At 65.7% G+C, this 21,562-nt stretch carries 23 protein-coding genes; 7 read left to right on the forward strand and 16 right to left on the reverse strand.

Annotated elements, in window-relative coordinates:
- Positions 1-30: 30 nt before the first annotated feature.
- Positions 31-2,220, forward strand: coding sequence for a TonB-dependent siderophore receptor (locus HV766_RS05090; protein ID WP_415823422.1), 2,190 nt, complete (start codon positions 31-33; stop codon positions 2,218-2,220).
- On the opposite strand, the gene HV766_RS05095 is transcribed toward HV766_RS05090, so the two are convergent.
- The gene (locus HV766_RS05095; RefSeq protein ID WP_119449479.1) at positions 2,210-3,028 is read right to left on the reverse strand and encodes a metallophosphoesterase; all 819 of its coding nucleotides are present in this window, start codon (positions 3,026-3,028) and stop codon (positions 2,210-2,212) included. The two genes, HV766_RS05090 and HV766_RS05095, sit on opposite strands and share 11 nt — an antisense overlap.
- A 99-nt stretch (positions 3,029-3,127) precedes the next feature.
- Here HV766_RS05095 and HV766_RS05100 point away from each other — a divergent pair, with 99 nt between their 5' ends.
- The 3 genes from HV766_RS05100 to HV766_RS05110 all read left to right on the forward strand — a co-directional run bounded on the left by HV766_RS05100 (position 3,128) and on the right by HV766_RS05110 (position 5,286).
- Positions 3,128-3,538 (forward strand): lysozyme inhibitor LprI family protein, encoded by a 411-nt coding sequence (locus tag HV766_RS05100; RefSeq protein WP_175180699.1) that lies wholly within the window; start codon positions 3,128-3,130, stop codon positions 3,536-3,538.
- Between the two features lie 8 nt (positions 3,539-3,546).
- Entirely contained in the window at positions 3,547-4,191 is a 645-nt protein-coding gene (locus tag HV766_RS05105) for a DNA-3-methyladenine glycosylase I (protein ID WP_054451725.1), read from the forward strand.
- A gap of 87 nt (positions 4,192-4,278) precedes the next feature.
- A complete protein-coding gene (locus HV766_RS05110; protein WP_175180700.1) occupies positions 4,279-5,286 on the forward strand; it encodes a bifunctional helix-turn-helix transcriptional regulator/GNAT family N-acetyltransferase in 1,008 nt (335 codons plus the stop codon).
- On the opposite strand, the gene HV766_RS05115 is transcribed toward HV766_RS05110, so the two are convergent.
- From HV766_RS05115 to HV766_RS05130, 4 genes are all read right to left on the reverse strand, one after another.
- The gene (locus tag HV766_RS05115; RefSeq protein WP_175180701.1) at positions 5,254-5,949 is read right to left on the reverse strand and encodes a pentapeptide repeat-containing protein; all 696 of its coding nucleotides are present in this window, start codon (positions 5,947-5,949) and stop codon (positions 5,254-5,256) included. The two genes, HV766_RS05110 and HV766_RS05115, sit on opposite strands and share 33 nt — an antisense overlap.
- A 39-nt stretch (positions 5,950-5,988) precedes the next feature.
- Positions 5,989-6,639: a response regulator gene (locus tag HV766_RS05120; protein WP_175180702.1), complete on the reverse strand. Its 651-nt coding sequence runs from the start codon at positions 6,637-6,639 to the stop codon at positions 5,989-5,991.
- Between the two features lie 167 nt (positions 6,640-6,806).
- On the reverse strand, positions 6,807-7,223 hold the full coding sequence (gene gvpU, locus HV766_RS05125) for a gas vesicle accessory protein GvpU (protein WP_175160217.1): 417 nt from the start codon (positions 7,221-7,223) through the stop codon (positions 6,807-6,809).
- 99 nt (positions 7,224-7,322) lie between these two features.
- The gene (locus HV766_RS05130; protein WP_175180703.1) at positions 7,323-8,306 is read right to left on the reverse strand and encodes a helix-turn-helix transcriptional regulator; all 984 of its coding nucleotides are present in this window, start codon (positions 8,304-8,306) and stop codon (positions 7,323-7,325) included.
- 118 nt (positions 8,307-8,424) lie between these two features.
- Here HV766_RS05130 and HV766_RS05135 point away from each other — a divergent pair, with 118 nt between their 5' ends.
- Complete coding sequence (locus HV766_RS05135; RefSeq protein WP_175180704.1) at positions 8,425-9,030, forward strand: glutathione S-transferase family protein; 606 nt, start codon at positions 8,425-8,427, stop codon at positions 9,028-9,030.
- 23 nt (positions 9,031-9,053) lie between these two features.
- On the opposite strand, the gene HV766_RS05140 is transcribed toward HV766_RS05135, so the two are convergent.
- The 8 genes from HV766_RS05140 to cyoA all read right to left on the reverse strand — a co-directional run bounded on the left by HV766_RS05140 (position 9,054) and on the right by cyoA (position 17,065).
- Positions 9,054-10,379 (reverse strand): ParB/Srx family N-terminal domain-containing protein, encoded by a 1,326-nt coding sequence (locus HV766_RS05140; protein WP_175180705.1) that lies wholly within the window; start codon positions 10,377-10,379, stop codon positions 9,054-9,056.
- A gap of 35 nt (positions 10,380-10,414) precedes the next feature.
- Positions 10,415-10,798, reverse strand: coding sequence for a hypothetical protein (locus HV766_RS05145; RefSeq protein ID WP_054451716.1), 384 nt, complete (start codon positions 10,796-10,798; stop codon positions 10,415-10,417).
- Between the two features lie 133 nt (positions 10,799-10,931).
- Positions 10,932-12,038 (reverse strand): porin, encoded by a 1,107-nt coding sequence (locus HV766_RS05150; protein ID WP_119449463.1) that lies wholly within the window; start codon positions 12,036-12,038, stop codon positions 10,932-10,934.
- Positions 12,039-12,151: 113 nt separating this feature from the next.
- Positions 12,152-12,931 carry an SURF1 family protein gene (locus tag HV766_RS05155; protein ID WP_119449462.1) on the reverse strand — a complete coding sequence of 260 codons (780 nt, stop codon included), beginning with the start codon at positions 12,929-12,931 and terminating at the stop codon, positions 12,152-12,154.
- Positions 12,931-13,335, reverse strand: a complete 405-nt coding sequence (cyoD, locus tag HV766_RS05160) for a cytochrome o ubiquinol oxidase subunit IV (protein ID WP_054451713.1) — start codon at positions 13,333-13,335, stop codon at positions 12,931-12,933. The genes HV766_RS05155 and cyoD overlap by 1 nt, the downstream gene beginning before the upstream one ends.
- On the reverse strand, positions 13,332-13,973 hold the full coding sequence (gene cyoC, locus HV766_RS05165) for a cytochrome o ubiquinol oxidase subunit III (protein WP_054451712.1): 642 nt from the start codon (positions 13,971-13,973) through the stop codon (positions 13,332-13,334). Before cyoC ends, cyoD begins: the two co-directional genes overlap by 4 nt.
- Positions 13,966-15,969, reverse strand: coding sequence for a cytochrome o ubiquinol oxidase subunit I (cyoB, locus tag HV766_RS05170; protein ID WP_054451711.1), 2,004 nt, complete (start codon positions 15,967-15,969; stop codon positions 13,966-13,968). Before cyoB ends, cyoC begins: the two co-directional genes overlap by 8 nt.
- A gap of 55 nt (positions 15,970-16,024) precedes the next feature.
- The gene (gene cyoA / locus HV766_RS05175) at positions 16,025-17,065 is read right to left on the reverse strand and encodes a ubiquinol oxidase subunit II (RefSeq protein WP_054452277.1); all 1,041 of its coding nucleotides are present in this window, start codon (positions 17,063-17,065) and stop codon (positions 16,025-16,027) included.
- A 211-nt stretch (positions 17,066-17,276) separates the two neighbouring features.
- On the opposite strand from cyoA, the gene HV766_RS05180 reads away from it, so the two are divergent.
- Positions 17,277-18,599, forward strand: coding sequence for an MFS transporter (locus tag HV766_RS05180; RefSeq protein ID WP_054451710.1), 1,323 nt, complete (start codon positions 17,277-17,279; stop codon positions 18,597-18,599).
- Between the two features lie 13 nt (positions 18,600-18,612).
- On the opposite strand, the gene HV766_RS05185 is transcribed toward HV766_RS05180, so the two are convergent.
- Both HV766_RS05185 and HV766_RS05190 read right to left on the reverse strand, forming a co-directional pair.
- Positions 18,613-19,656: a histone deacetylase family protein gene (locus HV766_RS05185; protein ID WP_175180706.1), complete on the reverse strand. Its 1,044-nt coding sequence runs from the start codon at positions 19,654-19,656 to the stop codon at positions 18,613-18,615.
- Between the two features lie 109 nt (positions 19,657-19,765).
- Positions 19,766-20,347 (reverse strand): XAC2610-related protein, encoded by a 582-nt coding sequence (locus HV766_RS05190; RefSeq protein WP_119449460.1) that lies wholly within the window; start codon positions 20,345-20,347, stop codon positions 19,766-19,768.
- A gap of 146 nt (positions 20,348-20,493) precedes the next feature.
- On the opposite strand from HV766_RS05190, the gene HV766_RS05195 reads away from it, so the two are divergent.
- Entirely contained in the window at positions 20,494-20,895 is a 402-nt protein-coding gene (locus HV766_RS05195; protein WP_054451707.1) for a hypothetical protein, read from the forward strand.
- A gap of 6 nt (positions 20,896-20,901) precedes the next feature.
- On the opposite strand, the gene HV766_RS05200 is transcribed toward HV766_RS05195, so the two are convergent.
- Positions 20,902-21,531, reverse strand: coding sequence for a hypothetical protein (locus HV766_RS05200; RefSeq protein WP_119449459.1), 630 nt, complete (start codon positions 21,529-21,531; stop codon positions 20,902-20,904).
- Positions 21,532-21,562 lie beyond the last annotated feature (31 nt).

The following is a 21,562-nucleotide window of genomic DNA, read 5'->3' on the forward strand; positions in this document are numbered from 1 at the left end:
TTCTTCCCCTCCCGCTCTGGAGAATTCAACGTGGTCCGTCCCGCTTCCGCCAGGAAGTGCCGCGCGCGCAAGCACGCGCGGCATGCCGTTGCACCCTATGCCCTAGCCCTGACCCTGGGCATCGTTCATTCCGCGGGCGTCCAGGCCCAGGCCGCCGGCACGCCGCCGCCGACGGTCGGGGGGGATACGCAAGGCGTGGCCCAGTTGCCGGCAGTGACCGTCAACGCGACCTCGCTGGACGACACGCTGGAGCATCTGTCCGCGCCGGTGAACAGCGGGGCGCTGGGCAACCGCAGCCAGCTGGAGACGCCGTTTTCCACGGCCGTGGTCACCGCAGCGGATATCGAGGAGCGGCAGGTCCGCAAGCTGGGCGACGTGTTCGCCCTGGACGCATCCGTCACCGACAACAGCGCCTCCTACGGCGCCTGGGCCAGTTATCTGAGCGTGCGCGGCCTGCCGCTGGATTGGCAGAATTCCTACCGCATCGACGGCAAGCCCTTCCTTAGCTACGTCACCACCTTGCCTTACGAGCACTTCGAACAGATCGACCTGCTCAAGGGCGCATCCGGTTTCATGTACGGCTTCGGTTCGCCGGGCGGACTGATCAACTATGTCACCAAGAAGCCGACCGACGAGCCGGTGCGCAGCATCGAGCTGGGCTATGTGTCCAAGGGCCTCCTGCGTGAACACGTCGATCTGGGCGGGCGCGTGGGCGGCGACGGCCGCTTCGGCTATCGCCTGAACGCCACGCATGAAGAGGGCAATACCTATAACGGCGGCTCGCTGTATCGGGATTCGGTGTCGCTGGCGCTGGACGCGCGCCTGACCGACAAGCTGACCTGGGACTTCCAGTCCATCTACCAGAACCGCAAGGCGATCGGGCAGGAGCCGACCATCTACGCTGGCCAGATGGCGGGCTCGGAGCTGCCGTCGCCGGTGCGCAACGACAACGGCAGGCTGGTGGGCCAGGGCCCGTATGCCGACAATAAATTCCGCTTCTATTCGACCGGGCTGAAGTACCAGCTGTCGTCCGATTGGTCAGTGCGCGCCGACTACAGCTACAGCTCCACTCGCACCCGCCGCAATGAATCGGTGCTGTTCCTGCAGAACCAGGCGGGCGACTACCAGGACTATCGCTCGGATTACGGTGAGGCCTATGCCTACAACCAATGGCAGGGCATGCTCGAAGGCAGGTTCAGCACCGGCCCGCTGAAACACCAGGTGGTGGCGGGCGCGTCCTGGCAAAAGCAGAAGAACGACTACAGCGCCAACGGCGTGTACCAGCTGCAAGGCACGGGCAATCTGCGCACGCAGAACACCAACACCTATTACAGCGAGGGCAGCCTGGACCTGTACCGCGCCGCGGAGATCACGCAGAAGGCGCTGTTCGCAAGCGACACCATCGACCTGACCGGCGGCTGGTCCGTGCTGGGCGGCCTGCGCTATACCGACTACGAACAGGTCGGTTTCGACGCCGCGGGCGTGCGCAATTCGCGCTACGACAAGAACGGCGTGCTGACGCCGACGGTGGCGCTGATGTACAACATCACGCCGCAGACCATGGCCTATGCCAGCTACATCGAGTCGCTGGAGCCGGGGTCGTCGGTGGGCAATACCTACGCCAACTTCGGCGCGCTGCTGGACCCGCTCAAGAGCAAGCAGTACGAACTGGGCATCAAGACCAACCAGGACGGCTGGGCTGCCACGGCGGCGCTGTTCCGCATCGAGAAGAAGGCGGAATACACCAACGCCGCCAATGAGCTGGTGCAGGACGGCAAGTCGATCTACCAAGGGCTGGAGCTGGGAGCCTCCACGCGCATTGCGACGAACTGGAACGTGGGCGGCAGCCTGATGTTCCTGGACTCGGAATACAAGAAGGGCTCCAGCTTCACCGGCAACCGCGTCGCGGGCGCGCCCAAGTTCGTCGCCGCCGCCCAGGTCGCGTATTCGGTTCCGCAACTGCCGGGCCTGAAGCTCAGGGCCGACGTGAAGTACACCGGCAGCACCATGCTGGGCGCTTCGAATGCGGTCCAGGTGTCCGACTACGCCATCGTCAATATCGGCGCCACCTACGACACGCGCATCTACGGCTACGAAACCACGTTCCGCGCGGGCATCAACAATCTGGCCGACAAGCGTTACTGGCTATACCAGTCGCCGGACTACGTGAAGGCGGGCGACCCGCGCACCTACGCCTTGAGCGCCAGCCTCAAGTTCTAGACGCCGTCACGTCCCACAGGCGGTCAGGCGCAAAGTCCTGCTGTTCGCCCTTCTTGGCGTAGCCCAGCGGATTGGCCACGATGCGGCAGCCATTCTTCACATAGTCCTGCGGACAGTGGAGATGGCCGTGCATCCAGACGTCGGCCAGGGGCAGCAGGGCGTCCAGCGCATTGCAGAACCCTGCTGTGCCGGGGGTGACGCCGTAACGCGGATCCGCGCTCGCCAAGGTGGGGGCGAAGTGGGTGATGGCCACGGTCGGCCCGTCGTGGGGCGCGCGCAGGGCGTCTTGCAGCCATTGCTGGCATAGCAGCCCCTGCTCGCGCATCTGCTCGGCCATGAAGGGCGCGCCGTTGCGGCGCATTTCGGCCTTTTCCAGATAGAAGTCCGCCGCGCGAAACGCTTTTTCGCGCTTCTTCAGGGCCGCGCCGACGGTGTCGCCGGGCGCGGCCAGCGCGTCGAAATCCGTCCACAGCGTGGTGCCGACAAAGCGCACGCCATCGATGACCAGCGTCTCGCGTTCCAGCCAGTGGATGCCGAGTTCGCCGCAAAGCTGGCGCAGCCGTGCGTGGGTCTCGTCGAAATCGACGTTGTCGTATTCGTGGTTGCCGGGGACATACACCACGGGCGTGGGCCAGCCCTTGCTCGGCGCATAGCTGCCCAGGCCGAAGTCGTCGCCGGTCATGAGCGAACCGCGGCGGTATGAGCCTATGTCCCCGGCCAGCACGAGCAGATCGGCGCCGGGCGCGGGCCGGGCCAGGAAATCCGGGTCGGTTTCAAGATGCAGGTCGGAGAGCAATTGGATCTTCATAGCCGCCATCTTAGGCCACTGGCGGCGCAGCCGCCGCTGCGGGAGGCCATTGTTCCGTGCGACACTTTCCTGGTTCACCAGCCACACAGGAGGAATTCCATGCGTATCGCCATCATGACCGCCGCTGCCGCGCTTGCGCTGGCCGCAAGCGCGCAGGCGCAGCCGCTGGATTGCGGCAACGCGGCCACGCAGACGGACATGAGCCTGTGCGCCGACCAGGCGTACCGCAAGTCCGACGCCGCCTTGAACGCCGCCTACAAGGAAGTGACCGCGCGCCTGAAGAACGACCGGGACGCGACGACCCAGCTGCATGCCGCCCAGAAGGCCTGGCTGTTCTTTCGCGATGCGGAGTGCGCCTTCGCGTCCAGCAGCACGTCCGGAGGCAGCGCCTATCCCATGACGCTGAGCCTGTGCCTGGACAAACTGACGCAGGCGCGCACCAAGGAACTGCAGGCCTACCTGAAGTGCGAGGAAGACGACCTGAGCTGCCCGGTGCCGGGCAAGCAGTAAGCCGCCGCATGAAGACCGATGAGATGAACAAGAACGATCCGGGCCTGATCACGGACGAGCAGGGCGTGGCGCGCTGCTTCTGGCAGCCGTCCATGCCCGACTATCACGACCATGAGTGGGGCAGGCCGGTGGCGGATGACCGCCGCCTGTACGAGAAGATCTGCCTGGAGGGTTTTCAGGCCGGCATGGCCTGGATCACGATCCTGCGCAAGCGCGAGGCGTTCCGCGCGGCCTTCGATGACTTCGACTTCGAGCGGGTGGCGCGCTACACGGAGCGCGACGTCGAGCGCCTGATGGGCGACGCGGGCATCGTGCGCAACCGTAGCAAGATCGTGTCCGCCATCAACAATGCCAGGCGTGCACGCGCCCTGGCCGACGAGACGGGTTCATTGTCGGCCTGGCTCTGGAGCCATGAGCCGCCGGCCCAGGACCGTCCCGCGACCGTGGACCTGGACTACTGGAATGGCAATCCGACCTCGCCGGCGTCGGCGGCGCTGTCGCGTGACCTGAAGAAGCGCGGCTGGACCTTCGTGGGCCCGACAACCATGTACGCCTTCATGCAGGCCGTGGGCATGGTCAACGATCACATGAGCGGCTGCGTCTGCCGCCAGACGGTCGAGGCCGCGCGCGCGGGGTTCAAGCGGCCGAAATAGGCCGCGGCAGCGGCTGGCGCGAAAAATGTTGAATTGGTTGCGATCCGCAAGTATATTGGTTGCGAATCGCAACTTTAAGGGCGCGCCGTGGATCTGATCGATACCCCCATCCAGTCCCGCGATCAGACGATCCGGGATTTGCGGGAGTTCTCACGCAAACTGGTGCGCGAGCTGGGCTTCATGCGCAGCTCGCTGGCCGGCAGCGAGCTGGCCCCATCCGCCGTCCACGCCATCATCGAGATCGGCCTGCAGCCGGGCATCCAGGCGCGCGATCTGGCGGCCATCCTCAGGCTGGACAAGTCCAATACCAGCCGTCAGGTCGCCAAGCTGGAGTCAGCCGGGCTGCTGACGCGCGAGACCGACAGCGACGATGCGCGCTCGTCGCGGCTGTACCTGAGCGAAGCCGGCACCCGGCTGCGTACGCAGATAGACCAGTTCGCCACCGACCAGGTTTCGCGGGCATTGCGCCAACTGGCGCCCGAGGACCAGCAGTCGCTGATCCGCTTTCTTTCCCTTTACGCCGATGCCCTGTCGCACGAGAACCCCAACACCGCGCCCGCCGTCACAGGCGGCATCGCAGAGCAGATCCACGCGGGCTACCTGCCTGGCTGCATCGGCGACGTGGCCAGCCTGCATGCGCGCTATTACGCGCAGGCCTCGGGATTCGGCGTGTACTTCGAACGCAAGGTCGCGAGCGAGCTGGCCGAGTTCGCCGAAGGCCTGCCCGCCACCGGCAAGAACATCTGGCTGTACGTGGACAACGGCAGGACGCTGGCTTCCATCGTCATCGATGGCGATCTTGCCGCCCGTGAAGCGCACCTGCGCTGGTTCATCGTCGACGAGTCGCTGCGCGGCATGGGCGTGGGCCGCGTCCTGCTGGAGCGGGCCATGGCGTTTGTCGACGCCCACTACGACGAGACGTACTTGTGGACCTTCAAGGGGCTGGATGCAGCCAGGCATCTCTACGAGGCTGCCGGCTTCACGCTGGCCGAGGAGTCCGAAGGCCGGCAGTGGGGCAGCGTGGTGGTCGAGCAGCGCTTTGTCCGCCGCAGCCGGCGCGCTTCAGATCACGCTGATGCGCAATTCGGCCAGTAGGGCCGCCGCCTGAGTCTTGGATATGGTGGCGCCTGCCAGGCGCGCGGCCGAATTCAGGTCCAGGCCGCCCAGGTCGGCTTCGCGCAGGTCGGCGCCTTCGAAGCGGACATTCTTCAGGATGGCGTTGCGCAGGCTGCCGCCATGGAACACGGTGTCGCGGAAATCGCTGCCGGTCAGGTCGGCATCGGAGAAGTCCAGATGCCGCACGTCGGTCTTGCGAAACGACACGCCGCGCAGCAGCGCGCCGACCAGCAGGCATTCCTCCAGCGACCAGCCCAGGCAGGCGATGCCGTCGAAGTCGCTGCCGGTGAGCTTGCAGCCCTGGAAACGGGCGGCGGCCAGCCGGGCGCGGCGCCAGTTGGCATTGTTGAGGTCGCAGTTTTCAAAGACGGCATCGCTGGCGTCGCATGAGGCGAAATCCACCTGGCCGCCGCGGCAGCGCAGCCAGACGGAGTCCGCCAGCGTTGCGCCCTGAAAGGAAGCGCCAGCGATCGCGCACGCGGTCATTTGCGCGCCGCGCAGATCCACGCGCGAAAAATCCGCGTCCTGGAAGTCGCAGTCATGGAACGACAGCGGACGGCCGGCCGACTGTTCGATCAAGCCCTGCATCAGCTTGCGGTCCACTTCCTGGCCCGCCACCGTCTCGATTGCTTTTTGCGTCATGCTGCGCGTTCCTGCCTGAATTTCCGGAAAACGGACAGCCTACTGGAAGATTTCGCTTTCGACGCAGAAGGCGATCAGTTCCTGGTCGGTGCGGACGTTGAGCTTGCGCATGGCCGAGATCTTCTGGCCGCTGACCGTCTTGACGCTGCGCTTCAAGGCCTCGGCCACCTGCATCATGGATTCGCCGCGGATGAAGTGGCGCAGCACTTCGAATTCCTTGGGCGACTGGCTGTTGATGCGTTCGCCGATGAACTTGCTGCGCTCATCGGCCGCGCCGTCGCGCTGGAAGCCGGGCGGATAGTACTTGCGGCCGGCATGCAGCGTTTCCAGCGCGGTCATGATTTCGGTGAGGTTGTCGCGCTTGAGCACCACGGCGGCCACCCCGGCGTCGTAGAGCGCCGAGATGATCATGGAGTTCGACACCATGGTCAGCACCACGATCCGGACGTCCGGATAATGCCGCGTCAGGTATTTGACCAGGCGGATGCCGTCGCCATAGGTGTCGTCGCCGGGCATGGAGTAGTCGGTGATGACCACGTGCGGCATATCGCGTTGCAGGTGCTGGATCAGCGCGGTCGGCCCGGGCAGGGTGGCCGTGACCTCGAAGTTGAGGTCCTTTTCCAGCAGGTCGCGCATCCCCATCAAGACCAGGGGATGGTCGTCGACCAGGACGATGCGGAGTCTTTCCATGCGGGGGAGTGACTTCAAGCGAGCCCGTGCTTCAAGTGGAGAGAAGGCGGGCGGACTCAGGGTTGGGGGCGGAGGCAAACCCATAGCGTAGTGGTTTTTGCGTAGCGGCGCGCCCCGCGCCCGAGAACCGGGGCGGGGACCTGTGCGCAATAGGGATATCGGCGGCCTCAGCCGGCCGCTTCTTCCTGCAGGCGGCCCAGCACGAAGCCGTCGACCGCGCTGGTGCGGCCGCGCCACAGCGTGGGCTGTCCGGCGATGGGGGTGCCGTCGGCAGTGAAGAACAGGGCGTCGGCGAGATGGATGTAGTTCGGCAGCGGGTCAGCGGGTTGGGGCACGCGGAAGACGTCGCCCAGTTCCGTCAGCGAGGCATGCACGGCCTTGCGAGTGGCGTCGTCCACCTTGTCCAGGGATCCCGTGAAGCTGGCGGCGAAGCTGTCGAAGTACTCTGCCCCGGACACGATGGAACCCGACACCAGCATGCCGCCCATCTGCAGGGTGACGCCGATGCTCTCGATCTGGCTGCCGTTGTTCACCAGGTTGACGAGGAATTGCAGGAAGGCGTCGGCGTCGGGAACGTTGCTCATGGCGTGATTTCTGGAAATGTTTGGAAAGCAGCCAAGATACTCGAATCGCGGGCGAAATACACAGAATGGGATAGGCCGAAAAACAGCCAAATCCGACCGCTATCCGCGCGCTTTGGGAACTGCCATTTTTTCCAGGCTGCGCCCCAGCCGTTCGCTGGCCAGACGCAGGCGGTCCTGCAGCGCCGCAGGCGCCAGCACCTCGAATTCGACGTCCAGCGCCATCAGCCAATACACCAGCGCGTCCAGGCTGGGCACGGCGCATTGCAGTACACAGCGTGCGTCGTCCAGCGCTTCGATCTGGCCGGCGCCCGGCGGGATGCGCGTGGCCATGACGGCGCGCGGCGCGTGCAGGACCACGCGCGCGGGTTCCTGGTGCGGCGCCATGTTGACCGAGCGCGAGACATAGGCGCGCAGATCGCCGCCTTCGGGCGGAGGGCGCGGCGCGAAATGCGCGCCGACTTCCGGGGCGCCCGCGATGCGGTCGATACGGAAGGTGCGCCAGTCCTCGCGCGCGGGATCCCAGGCCACCAGGTACCAGCGGTATCCGGTATGCGCCAAGCCTTGCGGCTCCACCAGCCGGGTGCTTGCCCGGCCCTTGCCGTCCGCATAGTCGAAGCCGACCCGCAACTGGTCGCGGCAGGCGGCTGCCAGCGTGGCCAGCAGGGTGGCGTCGACGGCCGCGCCGTCGCGCGGGATCGGCACGATGGCCGATCGCAGCGCGTCGACCCGGTGGCGCAGGCGCTGCGGCATGACCTGCTCCAGCTTCACCAGCGCCCGCAGCGCGGTTTCCTCGATGCCGCCCACCGTGCCCGTGGCCGCCGTGCGCAGCGTGAGCGCCACGGCCAGCGCTTCATCGTCGTCCAACAACAGGGGTGGCAGCGCCTTTCCCGCGCGAAAGGCGTAGCCGCCGGCCACGCCGCTGCTGGCATGGACGGGGTAGCCCAGTTCGCGCAGCTTGTCGATGTCGCGCCGCAGGGTGCGGGGGTGGATCGCCAGCGTCGCGGCCAGTTCGATCCCGGCCCAATGGCGGCGGGTCTGCAGCAGCGACAGCAGGCGCAGGAGGCGGTTGCTGGAAGTAAGCATGGCGGCACGATAGCGCGTATCGAGGGCGGAATCTGTCCTCAATAGATTCTACAGTGGCCCCCGTAGTCAGCGGCAGTGGCCGCGACGCACATCCCTTGATCGAATTGGAGATTTGCCCATGTCTATCGTTTTCTATTGGCACCCCATGTCCAGCGCAACCCCGGTTGCCAGCGCGCTCGCTGAACTGCAAGTGCCGCATGAACGCATCAAGGTGGACATCAGGACGGGGGAACAGCATCGCCCCGAATTCCTGGCGCTCAATCCCAACGGGAAGGTCCCCACGCTGACAGTGGACGGCGCTCCCTTGTTCGAAACCTTGGCGATACAGCTATGGCTGGGAGAGCGCTACGGCGTGGAGCGCGGCCTGTGGCCTGCCGCCGGCACGCCCGAACGCCTGCTGGCGATGTCGTGGTGCGCCTGGTCCTATGTCAGCTACGGCGCGGCGGTGATGCGCCTGTATCTCGCCACGCAGGGCGCAGACGCGCCCGGCGGCGCCGAGGCGGAACGCGTATTGGATGACGTGGACGCGTTGCTGGCCGTGCTGGACGGCCATCTGTCGCGGCAGCCCTGGATGTTGGGCGCGGCCTACTCATTGGCCGATCTGGTGGTCGGTTCGGTGGTCGGCTACAGCGCCTATCTGGGCGCCAGGGTGGCGTCGCATCCGCATGTGCGGGCATGGATGGACCGGGTCCAGGCCCGGCCCGCCATGCAGATCGACGCTTAGCGCGCGTGGGCGGGCGCCGCGGCTTACCAGCCCCAGCAGGTGCCGGTCGCGGGCTTGCCGCAGTTGCGGTAGTTCACGGCGAACCACAGCTTGCCTGCGCCCCGCGGACTGCCATCGTTCTTGGCGTCGTTGCGCGGCAGTTCTTCCAGGGTGTCGCGCGCCTTCTTGGTGGGCGAGCCGCTGGCGGCGTCGGGCGACAGCGCGATACGTCCCAGGCCGGCAGCGTCGCGGTCATCGAAGACGATGTCGGCGTCCTTCAATGCGCTCATCTTCAGGGAGGCGTCGCGCACCGCGGCGGCATAGCTGTCATTGGCGCCGGCAGGCGCCAGGCTCTTGTCGAGCGTGCTGACAGCGAGGATCTGCGCCGGCGCGGCGGGCGCCATCATCTTGTACTGGTCCAGGCCCGGCAGCTGGCCGCCCGCGGCCTGGCGGCGCAGCCAGTCGCCCCACAGGAACTCCGCGAACTCCGGCAGGTTGCCATTGCTGTAGGCGATGTCGCGGGTGAAGTACACCAGCGAGCGGTAGCGGTCCTCTTGCATGCCGCCAGCTTCCTGGGCGCTGGCCAGCCCCAGGCGGGCGGGCAACTGGTCCACGGTGATGGGTTGGTTCTGGCCGTCGCGCAGCCAGGCGCGGCGTTCGTCGACCATGCGCTGCCAGAACGCCGCCGCATTGGGCAGGGTGCTGTAGTTGGCGTCGACCTTGACCCAGACCGGCAGCTTGGGGCCGCCATCGGCGATTTCGCGCAGCGACGAGAAGGTATGGTGGCCGTCGGTCAGATACAGGTTGCCGTCCCAGCCGACCACCACCGTCTTGAGGTTGGCCGCGTTGGTGCCCGGGGCGTTCTTGCAGGCATAGGTGGCCGGCTGGTCCAGGCGGGCGACGCGCGCCTCGGCGATGCTCTGGAATTCCTGCGCGCGCTCGGCGCCGCCCATGTCTTCGCAGTAGTCGTCGAACTTCTTGCCGACCGTGCGGTTCAGGTAGTCCAGCTGCAGTGCCGGCTTGTCCGCCCAGGTCGGGCGTTCGAAGTCCCCTTGCCATCGGCCGAGCTTGTAGTAGATCTGGTCGTAGCCGATGGCGGCCTGGGTGGGATGCAGTTCCTCGATGCGGACCTGGATGACGTCGCCCGGCTTGGCCTGCAGATAGGCCGTATTGCGCGGCGGCTGGGATTCTGCGGGGGGCGTTTCTTCGACGGGAGGCGGCGCGACGGTGACGGGTTCGTCGTCATGGTCGTCGCCGCCGCCGTTGCAGGCTGCGAGGGCCAGCGGCAGCAAAGCCGCGGCCAACGCATGCAACAAACGTTGCCGGCGGGCGGGAAAAGCGCGACGCGCGGGAAGAGAGGTAGAGGGCATGGTCCGTTTCAGGATCTGGTTTCAAAGATAGCCGATCATGAGGGACGCGTGTTTCCTGCAGATTGCACCGGAACGGGTTGCCACGCATGCAGCCTGTCCATCAGGCCGCGCACGACGGTGGCCTGACGGCGGATTCTGGCGGCTGCGGCGGCGGACAGGCCTTCTGCCAGTTCTTCTTCCAGCGCCTCGAAGTGCGAGGCTGGCGCGCGCATCTGCAGGGCCAGCAGCGCGCCCTGTATGCGGTGCAGCATCTGGGCGGTGGCAAGGGCGTCGGGTTTCTCGGCGGCTTGCTCCAGCGCATCGAGATCCTGGGTCATGGTGTCCTTGACCAGTTGCCGGTGATCCGGCGCCAGCGCGGCGTATACCGCGAGCGTACCCGCGGCGGGGAAAGCAGAAGTATGGGGGAGCGGTTTGTGCATGAGAGCCTCCTGGACGTACATGCGGATGACGTCAGGCTCTCGGGCGATATTAAAGAAGCCCGATACCAGGGGGCTTCGAATCGGACGGATTCGCCGACAGCGGAGCGGCCCCGCAGCCGCTCCGCTGACTTGCTTAGAACGTGTGGCGCACGCCGACGCCGGCGGCCGTGCTCTTCAGGCCGTCGATGAAGGCATAGTCCTTGCCGTACGAACCATAGGCGTACAGGTTGGTGCGCTTGGACAGGTCGTAGGTGTAGCCCACGCTCCAGACGTTCATGTTGGTGTCGCCGCCGGTCAGCTTGTCGTTGTTCGGCGACACGTGTTGCCACGACGCGAACAGGCTGCTTGCGCTGCCCAGGGGCAGAGTGGCGCCCAGCATGTAGGAGTTGGCCTTGAAGCCGTCCACGAAGCGGTTGGTGCCGAATTCATCGCTGAAGGGCGTGCCTGCCGGCAGGTCCTGGCCGACGAACCAGCCGTCGGTGGTGCGGCCGTAGGCGGCGGCGAGCTTCACGACCTCCAGGTCGTAGGACACGCCCAGCGCGTACTGGCGCGGCGTGGCGTCATGGTCGATGGAGCCGCGGTTGGAGCCGTTGAGCTGGTCGTAGGTCAGCGCGACGTTCAGCGGACCTTGCACGTAGCGCAGGCCGGCGGTGATGCCGCGGGTATTGTCGGCGGTGCGAAAACCCGTCTGGTCGGCGGTCGTGTCGTCCGCATTGAACGAGTAGCCGATGCCAAGTTCGAAGCCGTTCACCGAAGGCGTCTTGTACATCACCATGTTGTCCCAGCGCATGGTGTTGGCGGCGCTGAAACCCAGGCCCATGTTGGACTGGGTGTAGCTGGTGTAGAAGGGGTCGATGTCGGCAAGGTAGTTCGAGCCCACCGTGGCCTGGCGGCCGAACTCCAGCGAGCCCCAGGCGTCGTTGGCCAGGCCGATGGTGGCCTGGCGGCCGAACAGGCGGCCGGACTGTCCGCGCTGGCCGTTGGCCGAGTCGAATCCGCTTTCCAGCTTGAACGTGGCGCGCAGGCCGTCGCCCAGATCTTCGGCGCCGCGCAGGCCCCAGCGCGAGCCGGCCTGGATGCCGTTGATCATGCCTATCTTGCTACCGTCGTATCCATCGCCTTTGATCTTGTTGTAGCCGATGCCGGTGTCGATGACACCATAGAGAGTTACCGACGATTCTGCCTGAGCAACGCCTGCAAAAGTCGTGAACATTGCGGCGGCGAGCAGCGTCTTTTTCATCCTTGGGGACTCCTGGTTGAGGGGTGGAAAAAACAAAAGGGAACAGCACGCGAGCATGTAGCTCAGCGCTGTTCCCAGCCCTCATTGTAGGACACCGGCCGCAGCCGGCGGATTCAGCCCTTGCGGCGCGCGCGCTTTTCCTCGCGCACGAAGATGAAAACGCCGACCAGCACCATGGCTGCCAGGGCGTACCAGGTGATGGCGTAGCTCAGGTGATTGTTGGGGAAGTTCAGCACCGTCAGGCCGCCGACGGGAGCGGTGCGCCCGCTGCCGTCCTTGCCCGTCGCATCGGCGTCGATGAAGTAGGGGGCCACGTCGGTCAGGCCGCGCGCCGCAGCGATGGCGGGCAGATCGCGCGAGTACCAGAGGTTGGTCGCCGGATCGTTGTTGCGCAGGAAACCATGAGGGGGCTCGCCCATGCGCAGCAGGCCGGTGACGGTGGCTTCTTCGGGCGTTTGTTGTATGGCCGACTTGCTTTTGCGCCATTCGGGCAGCACGAAGCCGCGGTTGACCAGCACCGTGCCGCCTTCGGGCAACTGCAGCGGAGTCATGACCCAGTAGCCGCTGCCCAGCTCGGTCGCGGCCTGCACCAGGGTCTGGCGGTCGTACAGGTAGGTGCCCTTGGCGGTGACGCGGCGGTATTCGGCGTTGTCGGAAGTCAGCGCGGGCCATTCGGCCTGGGCCGGCGCCGGCGTGGGCGCCGCATGGGCGCGCTGTTCGACCTGCGCGATCAGGGTGCGTTTCCAGGCCAGCCGGTGCACCTGCCAGGTGCCCAGGGCGCAGAGGCCCGCAAAAATGGCAACAGCAAGCACCCCCAGGATGACCAGGGTAACTTTGCTGCGCGGATTACGGGAGGAGGTGTCGCGGGAAGTGGAGTCGTTTACTGCGGCCATCAGGGCATTTTCCGCATGTCGTGTGTGGACATGGGCATCATATTGGAGTCGAGGTGGTACATGATCCAGATGGATCCGCTGAGCGTGATTACGACCAGCACCAGCGTGAATATTAACGCCAACATGTTCCAGCCGCTTTCGGACTTGGTGTCCATGTGCAGGAAGTAGATGATGTGGACCACGATCTGCACCGCGGCGAACGCCAGGATCACCAGCGCGGTGGTCCGGGACTGAGAGAAGACCTGGTTCATGACCAGCCAGAACGGGATGGCGGTCAGGATGGCCGCCAGCACGAAGCCGGTCATGTAGCTTTTGAAGGTGCCATGGGCGGCGCCGTCATCGTCGTCGTGGTGGTCGTGGCCGCCGTGGCCGTGATCGGCCGGATGATCCAGGTGCGCGGTCATGGCAGCACTCCCATCAGGTACACGAAGGTGAAGACGCCCACCCAGATCAGGTCCAGGAAGTGCCAGAACATGGACAGGCACATCAGGCGGCGGCGGTTTTCGGGGATCAAGCCGTGCATCTGGACCTGGATCATCATCGTCACCAGCCACACGATGCCGAAGGTGACGTGCAGCCCGTGGGTGCCGACCAGGGTGAAGAAGGACGACAGGAAGGCGCTGCGCTGCGGGCCGGCGCCCTGGTGGATCAGGTGCGCGAATTCGTACAGTTCCAGCGACAGAAAGCCCAGCCCCAGGATGCCGGTCACGGCCAGCCAGAGCTGGGTGGCGCCGACGCGGTTGCGCCGCATTTCCAGCATCGCGAAACCGTAGGTGATGGAAGACAGCAGCAGCAGCGCGGTATTCACCGCTACCAGCGGCAGGTCGAACAGGTCCGCGCCGGAAGGGCCAGCCGCATAGTTGCGTCCCAGCACGCCATAGGTGGCGAACAGGCAGGCGAAGATGAGGCAATCGCTCATCAGGTAGACCCAGAACCCGAGCAGGGTCCCGTTCTTGGGGTGGTGTTCGCCCGGGACGTGGAACATGGGCTCCGCGGGCGGCGCGGCGCCGCCGGGCAGGTTGGGGGCCAGGGTATCAGACATTTTTCGCTAGCAACCTTGTGCGGGCGTCTTCGGCGCGCACGACCTCTTCGGCCGGCACGTAGTAGTCGCGCTTGTAGTTGAAGGTGTGAATGATGGACACCAGGATCAGCGCCGCGAACGACAGCACGGCCAGCGGCCACATATGCCAGATCAAGGCGAAACCCATCACCACGCTGATACCCGCCAGGACGATGCCCGCCCAGGTGTTCTTGGGCATGTGGATGGGAATGAAGCCCTGCTGCGGCCGCAGGTAGCCGTGCTGCTTCATCTGCCACCAGGCGTCCTGGTCATGCACGCGCGGCGTGAAGGCGAAGTTGTAGTTGGGCGGCGGCGACGAGGTCGACCATTCCAGCGTGCGGCCGTCCCAGGGGTCGCCGGTGTCGTCGCGCAGCGACTCGCGGCGGCGATAGCTGACCACCAGCTGGATCAGGAAGCTGGCGATGCCGCAGGCTATCAGCAGCGCGCCGAAGGCCGCCACCTGGAACCAGATCTGCAGGGACATGTCCTCGAAGTGATTCACGCGCCGTGTCACGCCCATCAGCCCCAGCACATACAGCGGCATGAAGGCGACGTAGAAGCCCACCAGCCAGAACCAGAACGAGCACTTGCCCCAGAACGGATCGAGCTTGTAGCCAAAGGCCTTGGGAAACCAGTACGTGATGCCGGCCATCAATCCGAACAGCACGCCGCCGATGATCACGTTGTGGAAGTGCGCGATCAGGAACAGGCTGTTGTGCAGGACGAAGTCGGCGGGCGGCACGGCGAGCAGCACGCCCGTCATGCCGCCGATCACGAAGGTCACCATGAACCCCAGGGTCCACAGCATGGGGACCTCGAAGCGGATGCGGCCGTGGTACATCGTGAACAGCCAGTTGAAGATCTTGGCGCCGGTGGGGATCGAGATGATCATGGTGGTGATCCCGAAGAACGAGTTCACGCTTGCCCCTGATCCCATGGTGAAGAAGTGGTGCAGCCACACCAGGTACGACAGCACCGTGATCACGACCGTGGCGTACACCATGGACGCATAGCCGAAGAGGCGCTTGCGGCAGAAGGTGGAGACCACTTCGGAGAAGATGCCGAAGGCCGGCAGGATCAGGATGTAGACCTCGGGATGGCCCCAGATCCAGATCAGGTTCACGTACATCATGGCGTTGCCGCCGAAGTCCGCCGTGAAGAAGTTGGTGCCCACGTAGCGGTCCATGGACAGCAGCGCCAGCACCGCGGTCAGCACCGGGAAAGCCGCCACGATCAGCACATTGGTGCACAGCGCGGTCCAGGTGAAGATGGGCATGCGCATCATGGTCATGCCCGGCGCGCGCATCTTGACGATGGTGACCAGCAGGTTGACGCCGGAAAGCAGTGTGCCTACCCCCGCTATCTGCAGGGCCCATATGTAGTAATCGACGCCCACGTCGGGGCTCTGGAGGATCCCCGATAATGGCGGATACGCCAGCCAGCCGGTACGCGCGAATTCACCGACGAACAGCGACATCATGACCAGGATGACGCCGCCCGTGGTCATCCAGAAGCTGAAGTTGTTCAGGAACGGAAAGGCCACGTCGCGCGCGCCGATCTGCAAGGGCACGATGTAGTTCATCAGGCCCGTGACCAGCGGCATGGCAACGAAGAAGATCATGATCACGCCGTGCGCGGTGAAGATCTGGTCGTAGTGGTGCGGCGGCAGGTAGCCCATGGAATCGCCGAACGCCACCGCCTGTTGCAGGCGCATCATGATGGCGTCGGCGAAGCCGCGCAGCAGCATCACGATGCCCAGGATGACGTACATGATGCCGATCTTCTTGTGGTCGATGCTGGTGAACCACTCGCGCCACAGATAGCCCCATTTGCCGAAGTAGGTGATGGCGCCCACCACCGCGATGCCGCCGATGGCGACCGCGATGAAGGTGAAGAGCAGGATCGGTTCGTGGTAGGGAATGGCTTCCCAGGTCAACTTACCGAAGATCAGCTTGGTGAGGTCTGGTTGATCAGGCATCTCGATTCCAGCAAAAAGACCGCAATTTCACGAAGCCCCGTGCGCCAGCGATCCGCTACAGGACCAGTCCTTCGGTGGCGGTGCACATCGCGCCCACATACTTGCGCGGCGCGCCGGTCAGGCCCAGGCGCTCGCGCGTTCCGGCGTCCAGCGTGGTGACATTGAGCGCGCCGGGTATGCCCATGCCGCCTTGCGCGTCGATCGCCATCGCGTCGCGCATGCACATGCGGTTGGGTTCCACGCAGCGGTTGACGATCGCCTCGAACAGGCCGGGCGCGCTGGACGCATAGCGTTGCACCGGGTTGCGTTCGCTGGGTTGCTCCAGCTTCAGGTAGGTTTCGCGGCTGAGCGTGGCGTTGGAGGCGCGGGCGTCAGCCACCCATTTGTCAAAGCCCTGCTGATCCACGCCGTGGAACTTGAAGCGCATGCCGGAAAAGCCCGAGCCGCTGTAGTTGGCGGACAGGCCTTCGTATTCGCCGGGATGGTTGATCACCGCGTGCAGGGTGGTCTGCATGCCCGGCATGGCGTAGATCTGGCCCGCGAGCGCGGGCACGAAAAAGGAATTCATCACGGTGGACGAAGTGATCTTGAACTGGATGGGACGGTCCACCGGGGCCGCCATTTCGTTCACCGCGGCGATGCCCTGTTCGGGATAGATGAACAGCCACTTCCAGTCCAGCGCCACGACCTCCACCACCAGCGGTTTGGTGCCGGCGGGCACTTCGCGGCCCTCGGACAGGCGCACAAGCGGGCGGTAAGGATCCAATTGGTGCGTGCTGACCCAGGTGAGCGCGCCCAGCGCGATGATGATCAGCAGCGGCGCGGCCCAGATCAGGAGCTCCAGCATGGTGGAGTGATTCCAGTCAGGGTCATAGTGCGCTTCCTTGTTGCTGGCCCGGTAGCGCCACGCGAACACGAAAGTCAGGAGGATCACCGGCACGATGATCAACAGCATCAAGCCGGTGGAAATGATGATCAGGTTGCGCTGCTGCAAGGCGATGTCGCCCGAGGGCGAGAGCAGGACTGCATTGCATCCGGCGAGCAATGGCAGCGCGGCAACCAGGACCAATCCGCGGAACCTTGGGAAGGACGGCATGACCATACCCCGAAACGTAACCGTGGGAAGTAAACGCAACACTACGCTGGAAGCCGCGAAAAATCTAGGGTAAAAAGAACAAAAATGTGCAGGGCGACGCGCGCAGACCAGGGCTGCATCCCAATGACGGAGCGGCTCTGCGCGATATGGGCTGCAGGCGCGCGGGTGTGTTTCAGGATCTGTTCCGAACCTCCTTTCAGCGAGCATTCACATGGCGACCACCACGCAATATCCCGGTCATGCTCCCTCACTCCCCGCGGCCGGCGGCGGTAGCCACGCCAAGGTGGCGCCAGGGGAAATCGCGGTGGGCGTGGTGGTGGGGCGCGCTTCCGAATACTTCGATTTCTTCGTCTTCGGCATCGCCTGCGTGCTGGTTTTTCCGCAGGTCTTCTTCCCCTTCGAACCGCGGCTGGAAGGCACGCTCTGGTCCTTTGTCATCTTCTCGTTCGCCTTCATCATGCGGCCCATCGGCACGGCGCTCTCGATGGCGGCGCAGCGGCGCTGGGGGCGTGCGACCAAGCTCACCATCGCCCTGTTCCTGCTGGGAACGGCTACGGTGGGCATGGCCTTCCTGCCGGGCTACAACGTCATCGGCGCGCATGCGATCACGCTGCTGGCGGTGTTCCGCTGCCTGCAAGGGCTGGCGCTGGGCGGGTCATGGGACGGCTTGCCGTCGCTGCTGGCGCTGAATGCGCCGCCCAACCGCCGCGGCTGGTATGCCATGCTGGGGCAGCTGGGCGCGCCCGTGGGCTTCATGGTGGCCAGCGCGCTGTTCCTGTTCCTGCACGTGACGCTGACCGAAGCCGATTTCCTGGAATGGGGCTGGCGCTATCCCTTCTTCGTGGCGTTCGCCATCAATGTGGTGGCGCTGTTCGCGCGGCTGCGCCTGGTCGTCACCGAGGAATACACGCAGCTGCTGGAAGAGGGCGAACTCGAACCGATCAGCGTTGCGCAGATGGTGCGCGAGCAAGGCTACAACCTCTTCATCGGCGCATTCGCGGCGCTGGCCAGTTATGCCTTGTTCCATCTGGTCACGGTGTTTCCCCTGTCCTGGATTGCGGTCAGCGCTACCCAGCAGATCCAGGACGTGTTGATCGTGCAGATCGTCGGCGCGGTGCTGGGCATACTGGGCACCATCGCCTCGGGCTGGCTGGCCGACCGCATCGGACGGCGCACCACGCTGGGCCTGCTGGCCCTGCTGATTGCCGTGTTCGCGCTGTTCACGCCCTGGCTGCTGGGCGGCGGGCCCAAGGCGCAGGATGCGTTCATCCTGGTGGGCTTCGTGCTGCTGGGGCTGTCCTATGGCCAGGCTTCGGGCACTGTCACCGCGAACTTCACGCGGCGCTTCCGCTATACCGGCGCTGCGCTGACCTCCGACATGGCATGGCTGATCGGCGCGGCATTTGCGCCGCTGGTCGCGTTGGGCCTGTCCGCGCGTTTCGGGCTGGTGGCGGTCAGCGTCTACCTGTTGTCGGGGGCTGCCTGCACGCTGCTGGCGCTGCGTATCAACAAGGTGCTCGAAACGCGGGACTGAAAGCGTCTGCCGTTCAGCCTGCGTAGCCTTCCAGCACGTTGGCGACGTTGACGCCCACGTCCGCCACGGCGTAGCCGCCTTCCATCGTGAACACCGCCGGCAGGCCCAGGCCTGCCAGCACGCGGCCCACGTGCAGGTAATCGGCGCTCTTGAGCTGGAACTTGGAGATGGGATCGCCTTCGTAGGTGTCTACGCCCAGCGCGATCACCACAGCGTCAGCCTTGAAGGCGCGCACGGCGGACAGCCCTTGTTCCAATGCCCGCGTCCAGGCGGCGAAACCGGTGCCGGCGGGCAGCGGCAGGTTCAGGTTGGCGTCCAGGCCAGCGCCTGCGCCGCGCTCATCGGCGTAGCCCAGGTAGAAGGGGTACTCGGTGGTCGGGTCGCCGTGCACCGATACGGTCAGCACGTCGGCGCGTTCATAGAAGATGCTCTGCGTGCCGTTGCCGTGGTGGTAGTCGACGTCCACGATGGCAACGCGTTGGGCGCCGGCTTCCCGCAGCGCTTGCGCGGCCAGCGCCGCGTTGTTAAGGAAGCAGTAGCCGCCAAAGAAGTCGGAGCCCGCGTGGTGGCCGGGCGGGCGCGTGAGCGCCATGGCGACGCGAGGGCCGCCTGCCGCGGAAACGGCGCGCGCGGCGTCGATGGCGCAGGCGGCGCCTGCGGTGGCGGCCTCCCAGGTGCCCGCGGTCAGCGGGCAGCCGCTGTCGAACGAGAACAGGCCGACCCGCGCGGCGAAGTTGGTCGGTTCGATGTCGTGGCGGAATCCGCGCACGGGCCAGACCGAAGGCAGGATGTCGAGGCCGGCATTGGCCGGATCCAGCGCCACCCAGTCGCGCCAGGCCGTTTCCAGGAAGTCCACGTAGCGCGGGGCGTGCACGCGCTTGACCAAGCCCAGGTCCGCCGCCGATGGCGTGCGCAATGCGCCGATGCCGCGCTGGTTCAGCGCTTGCAGCACGTACTCCAGGCGCGCCGGGGTTTCGTGACAGGGCACCAGCTTGCCGCGGAACATTTCCTGTCGGCCAGCGTGTTTTTCGTGGACAGGGTTGTGGAAAATCAGCACGGCGGGGGTGTCCTCGGACGTAGAGCCTGGTGGGCGGAAGCGCAACTATAGCGGCCGCGGCGTTTGCGGCGCCATTGCGCAGGGGGGGATTTTGGGGGGGATTGGCGCCTTAGCGGCCAGTCCGCGCGGCGCATGTGGCGCCCTTGGCGCCGGGATGCGGAATCTTGCGCTCCGATTCGCCTACGCGCCGGGTCCAGGAAATGATCCGCGCCGAGCCGTCCGGGCACACCCGGTACTGCTCGAAGCCATAGGTGTCGGCGCTGTAGCGGCACGCCACGGAAATAATGGGCTTGGCCGCGTCGAATTCGGGATTGACGAAGCCGCGGCATGGGCTGGCCACTGCATCGGGATACGGGATCTCTTGGTAGCGCCCGTCCTGGGGGCGGTACAGGAAGATGCGCGAAATCGCTTGCGTACTGCCGCCAGTCTGCCCGATGACGAAGTCGAGGTAGCCGTCATGGTCGACGTCCACGTCCTGGAACTGGTCCACCTCCTCGTCGCCGGAGATGTCCGCGATTTGCTGAGCGGACCCGTCCCCCACGCGTACGCTCAGGCGCTGTTGCGGCAGCTCGGTAATGGTCACCACGGCAGGCAGGCCGGGCCGGACAGCGTACGAGTAGTCGCGCGCGGCGGCATCCTGGCCGGGCATGAAGAGCGCGGCCAGTGCCGCCAGCGACAGGAATCCTTTCATGCGGGCGCCCTCCGCGCCGTGAACTCGGTGAGGCATTATGCCGCAGCGGCTTGCGGGGAAACCAGGACTCGCCGCCCGGCGGGCGGCGCAGGATCCTGGGTAGAATTCCAAGATACGCAAGATTGCCGCGACGCGCTCCGCCCGCCATGAATTTTCCGTTTCCCATCCGCCAAGAATGTCCGCCGGGCGCCTGTATGTGTGACCGTGACCGGCTGCTGGCCGATCCGTCTGCCGACGTCCGTGTGTTGCGGCTGACCAAGGAAGAGGAAAAGCGCCTTGTGGCGCGGTTGGAGAACATCTCCAGCCTGGAGGACCTGCGCGCCATGCAGGGACGCATCCATGCGCAATTGGGCATCGTGATCCACATCACGCCCAGCGAGAACGAGGTGCGCACCTCGCGCGGCATTGCGATCCAGCTGGAGGACCAGCTGGGGTTGTGCCGCAAGACGCGCACGGCGATTCCCGCCGCCATCCGCCGCGGTTTCGATAACCGGCCCGAGATCGTCTATGCGCTCCTGAACGAGCGCGACCTGCTCAGCGGCACCTGAACGCGTTCAGGATTTCTTTGCTCCGGCGGCCGCGCCGCAGGGCGCCAGCGGCACCACGTCGGCCGGCGTGCGGCCGGCATCCGGGCGCGTCGCGTCGCGCTTCTTGCCCAGGGTGACGGGGTAGATCAGCAGCACGGCGCTCCCGGCTTCCAGCTTGGGATCCTGTTTGGTGCCATAGGCCACTGTCCAGCCGCGTACGGCCAGCGGAGCCAGGGTGTATTGCAGGGCTGAGCCCGGCGAAACGTGCGCCACCTTGCCGGCGAACAGATCCTGCTGGTGGGTTTCCGCGCCATTGGCGGTGACATAAGTGGCGATGCTGACCAGCGCGGCGCCATTGCCGGGACGTCCCAGCACGGCAGTCTTGTACTTGCCGGCAGGGATGTCGGTCAGATTGACGGTGAGAGGACCGGCCGCGTGGCCGCTGGAATCCAGGCTGACGCCGTTGACTTCGGCGCGGGCCAGGGGCGCCGTGCCGGTGTTGCGCACGCGCACGCTGTATTCCCCGGAAGTGCCCGTGACCGTGCAGACCTCGACGCCGTAGGCGGAGCGCACGGGGTGCGCCTGCGCCGCCGTGGCGGCCATGGCCAGCAGGGCCGCCAGCAACAGCTTCGGGGCAGGGGAATGAACGGTGGGCACGGCACGCTCCTCTTGTAAGGGGCAGCGCGCC

Origin of the sequence: Achromobacter aegrifaciens (assembly GCF_902859735.1) — a bacterium.
GTDB classification, from domain to species: Bacteria; Pseudomonadota; Gammaproteobacteria; order Burkholderiales; family Burkholderiaceae_B; genus Achromobacter; species Achromobacter aegrifaciens.

Coding starts and splice junctions, on each gene's coding strand:
- HV766_RS05095 (WP_119449479.1), bottom strand. CDS start 3,028: ATGAAGATCCAATTGCTCTCCGACCTGCATCTTGAAACCGACCCGGAT.
- HV766_RS05100 (WP_175180699.1), top strand. CDS start 3,128: ATGCGTATCGCCATCATGACCGCCGCTGCCGCGCTTGCGCTGGCCGCA.
- HV766_RS05105 (WP_054451725.1), top strand. CDS start 3,547: ATGAAGACCGATGAGATGAACAAGAACGATCCGGGCCTGATCACGGAC.
- HV766_RS05115 (WP_175180701.1), bottom strand. CDS start 5,949: ATGACGCAAAAAGCAATCGAGACGGTGGCGGGCCAGGAAGTGGACCGC.
- HV766_RS05120 (WP_175180702.1), bottom strand. CDS start 6,639: ATGGAAAGACTCCGCATCGTCCTGGTCGACGACCATCCCCTGGTCTTG.
- gvpU (WP_175160217.1), bottom strand. CDS start 7,223: ATGAGCAACGTTCCCGACGCCGACGCCTTCCTGCAATTCCTCGTCAAC.
- HV766_RS05130 (WP_175180703.1), bottom strand. CDS start 8,306: ATGCTTACTTCCAGCAACCGCCTCCTGCGCCTGCTGTCGCTGCTGCAG.
- HV766_RS05135 (WP_175180704.1), top strand. CDS start 8,425: ATGTCTATCGTTTTCTATTGGCACCCCATGTCCAGCGCAACCCCGGTT.
- HV766_RS05140 (WP_175180705.1), bottom strand. CDS start 10,379: ATGCCCTCTACCTCTCTTCCCGCGCGTCGCGCTTTTCCCGCCCGCCGG.
- HV766_RS05145 (WP_054451716.1), bottom strand. CDS start 10,798: ATGCACAAACCGCTCCCCCATACTTCTGCTTTCCCCGCCGCGGGTACG.
- HV766_RS05150 (WP_119449463.1), bottom strand. CDS start 12,038: ATGAAAAAGACGCTGCTCGCCGCCGCAATGTTCACGACTTTTGCAGGC.
- HV766_RS05155 (WP_119449462.1), bottom strand. CDS start 12,931: ATGGCCGCAGTAAACGACTCCACTTCCCGCGACACCTCCTCCCGTAAT.
- cyoD (WP_054451713.1), bottom strand. CDS start 13,335: ATGACCGCGCACCTGGATCATCCGGCCGATCACGGCCACGGCGGCCAC.
- cyoC (WP_054451712.1), bottom strand. CDS start 13,973: ATGTCTGATACCCTGGCCCCCAACCTGCCCGGCGGCGCCGCGCCGCCC.
- cyoB (WP_054451711.1), bottom strand. CDS start 15,969: ATGCCTGATCAACCAGACCTCACCAAGCTGATCTTCGGTAAGTTGACC.
- cyoA (WP_054452277.1), bottom strand. CDS start 17,065: ATGCCGTCCTTCCCAAGGTTCCGCGGATTGGTCCTGGTTGCCGCGCTG.
- HV766_RS05180 (WP_054451710.1), top strand. CDS start 17,277: ATGGCGACCACCACGCAATATCCCGGTCATGCTCCCTCACTCCCCGCG.
- HV766_RS05190 (WP_119449460.1), bottom strand. CDS start 20,347: ATGAAAGGATTCCTGTCGCTGGCGGCACTGGCCGCGCTCTTCATGCCC.
- HV766_RS05195 (WP_054451707.1), top strand. CDS start 20,494: ATGAATTTTCCGTTTCCCATCCGCCAAGAATGTCCGCCGGGCGCCTGT.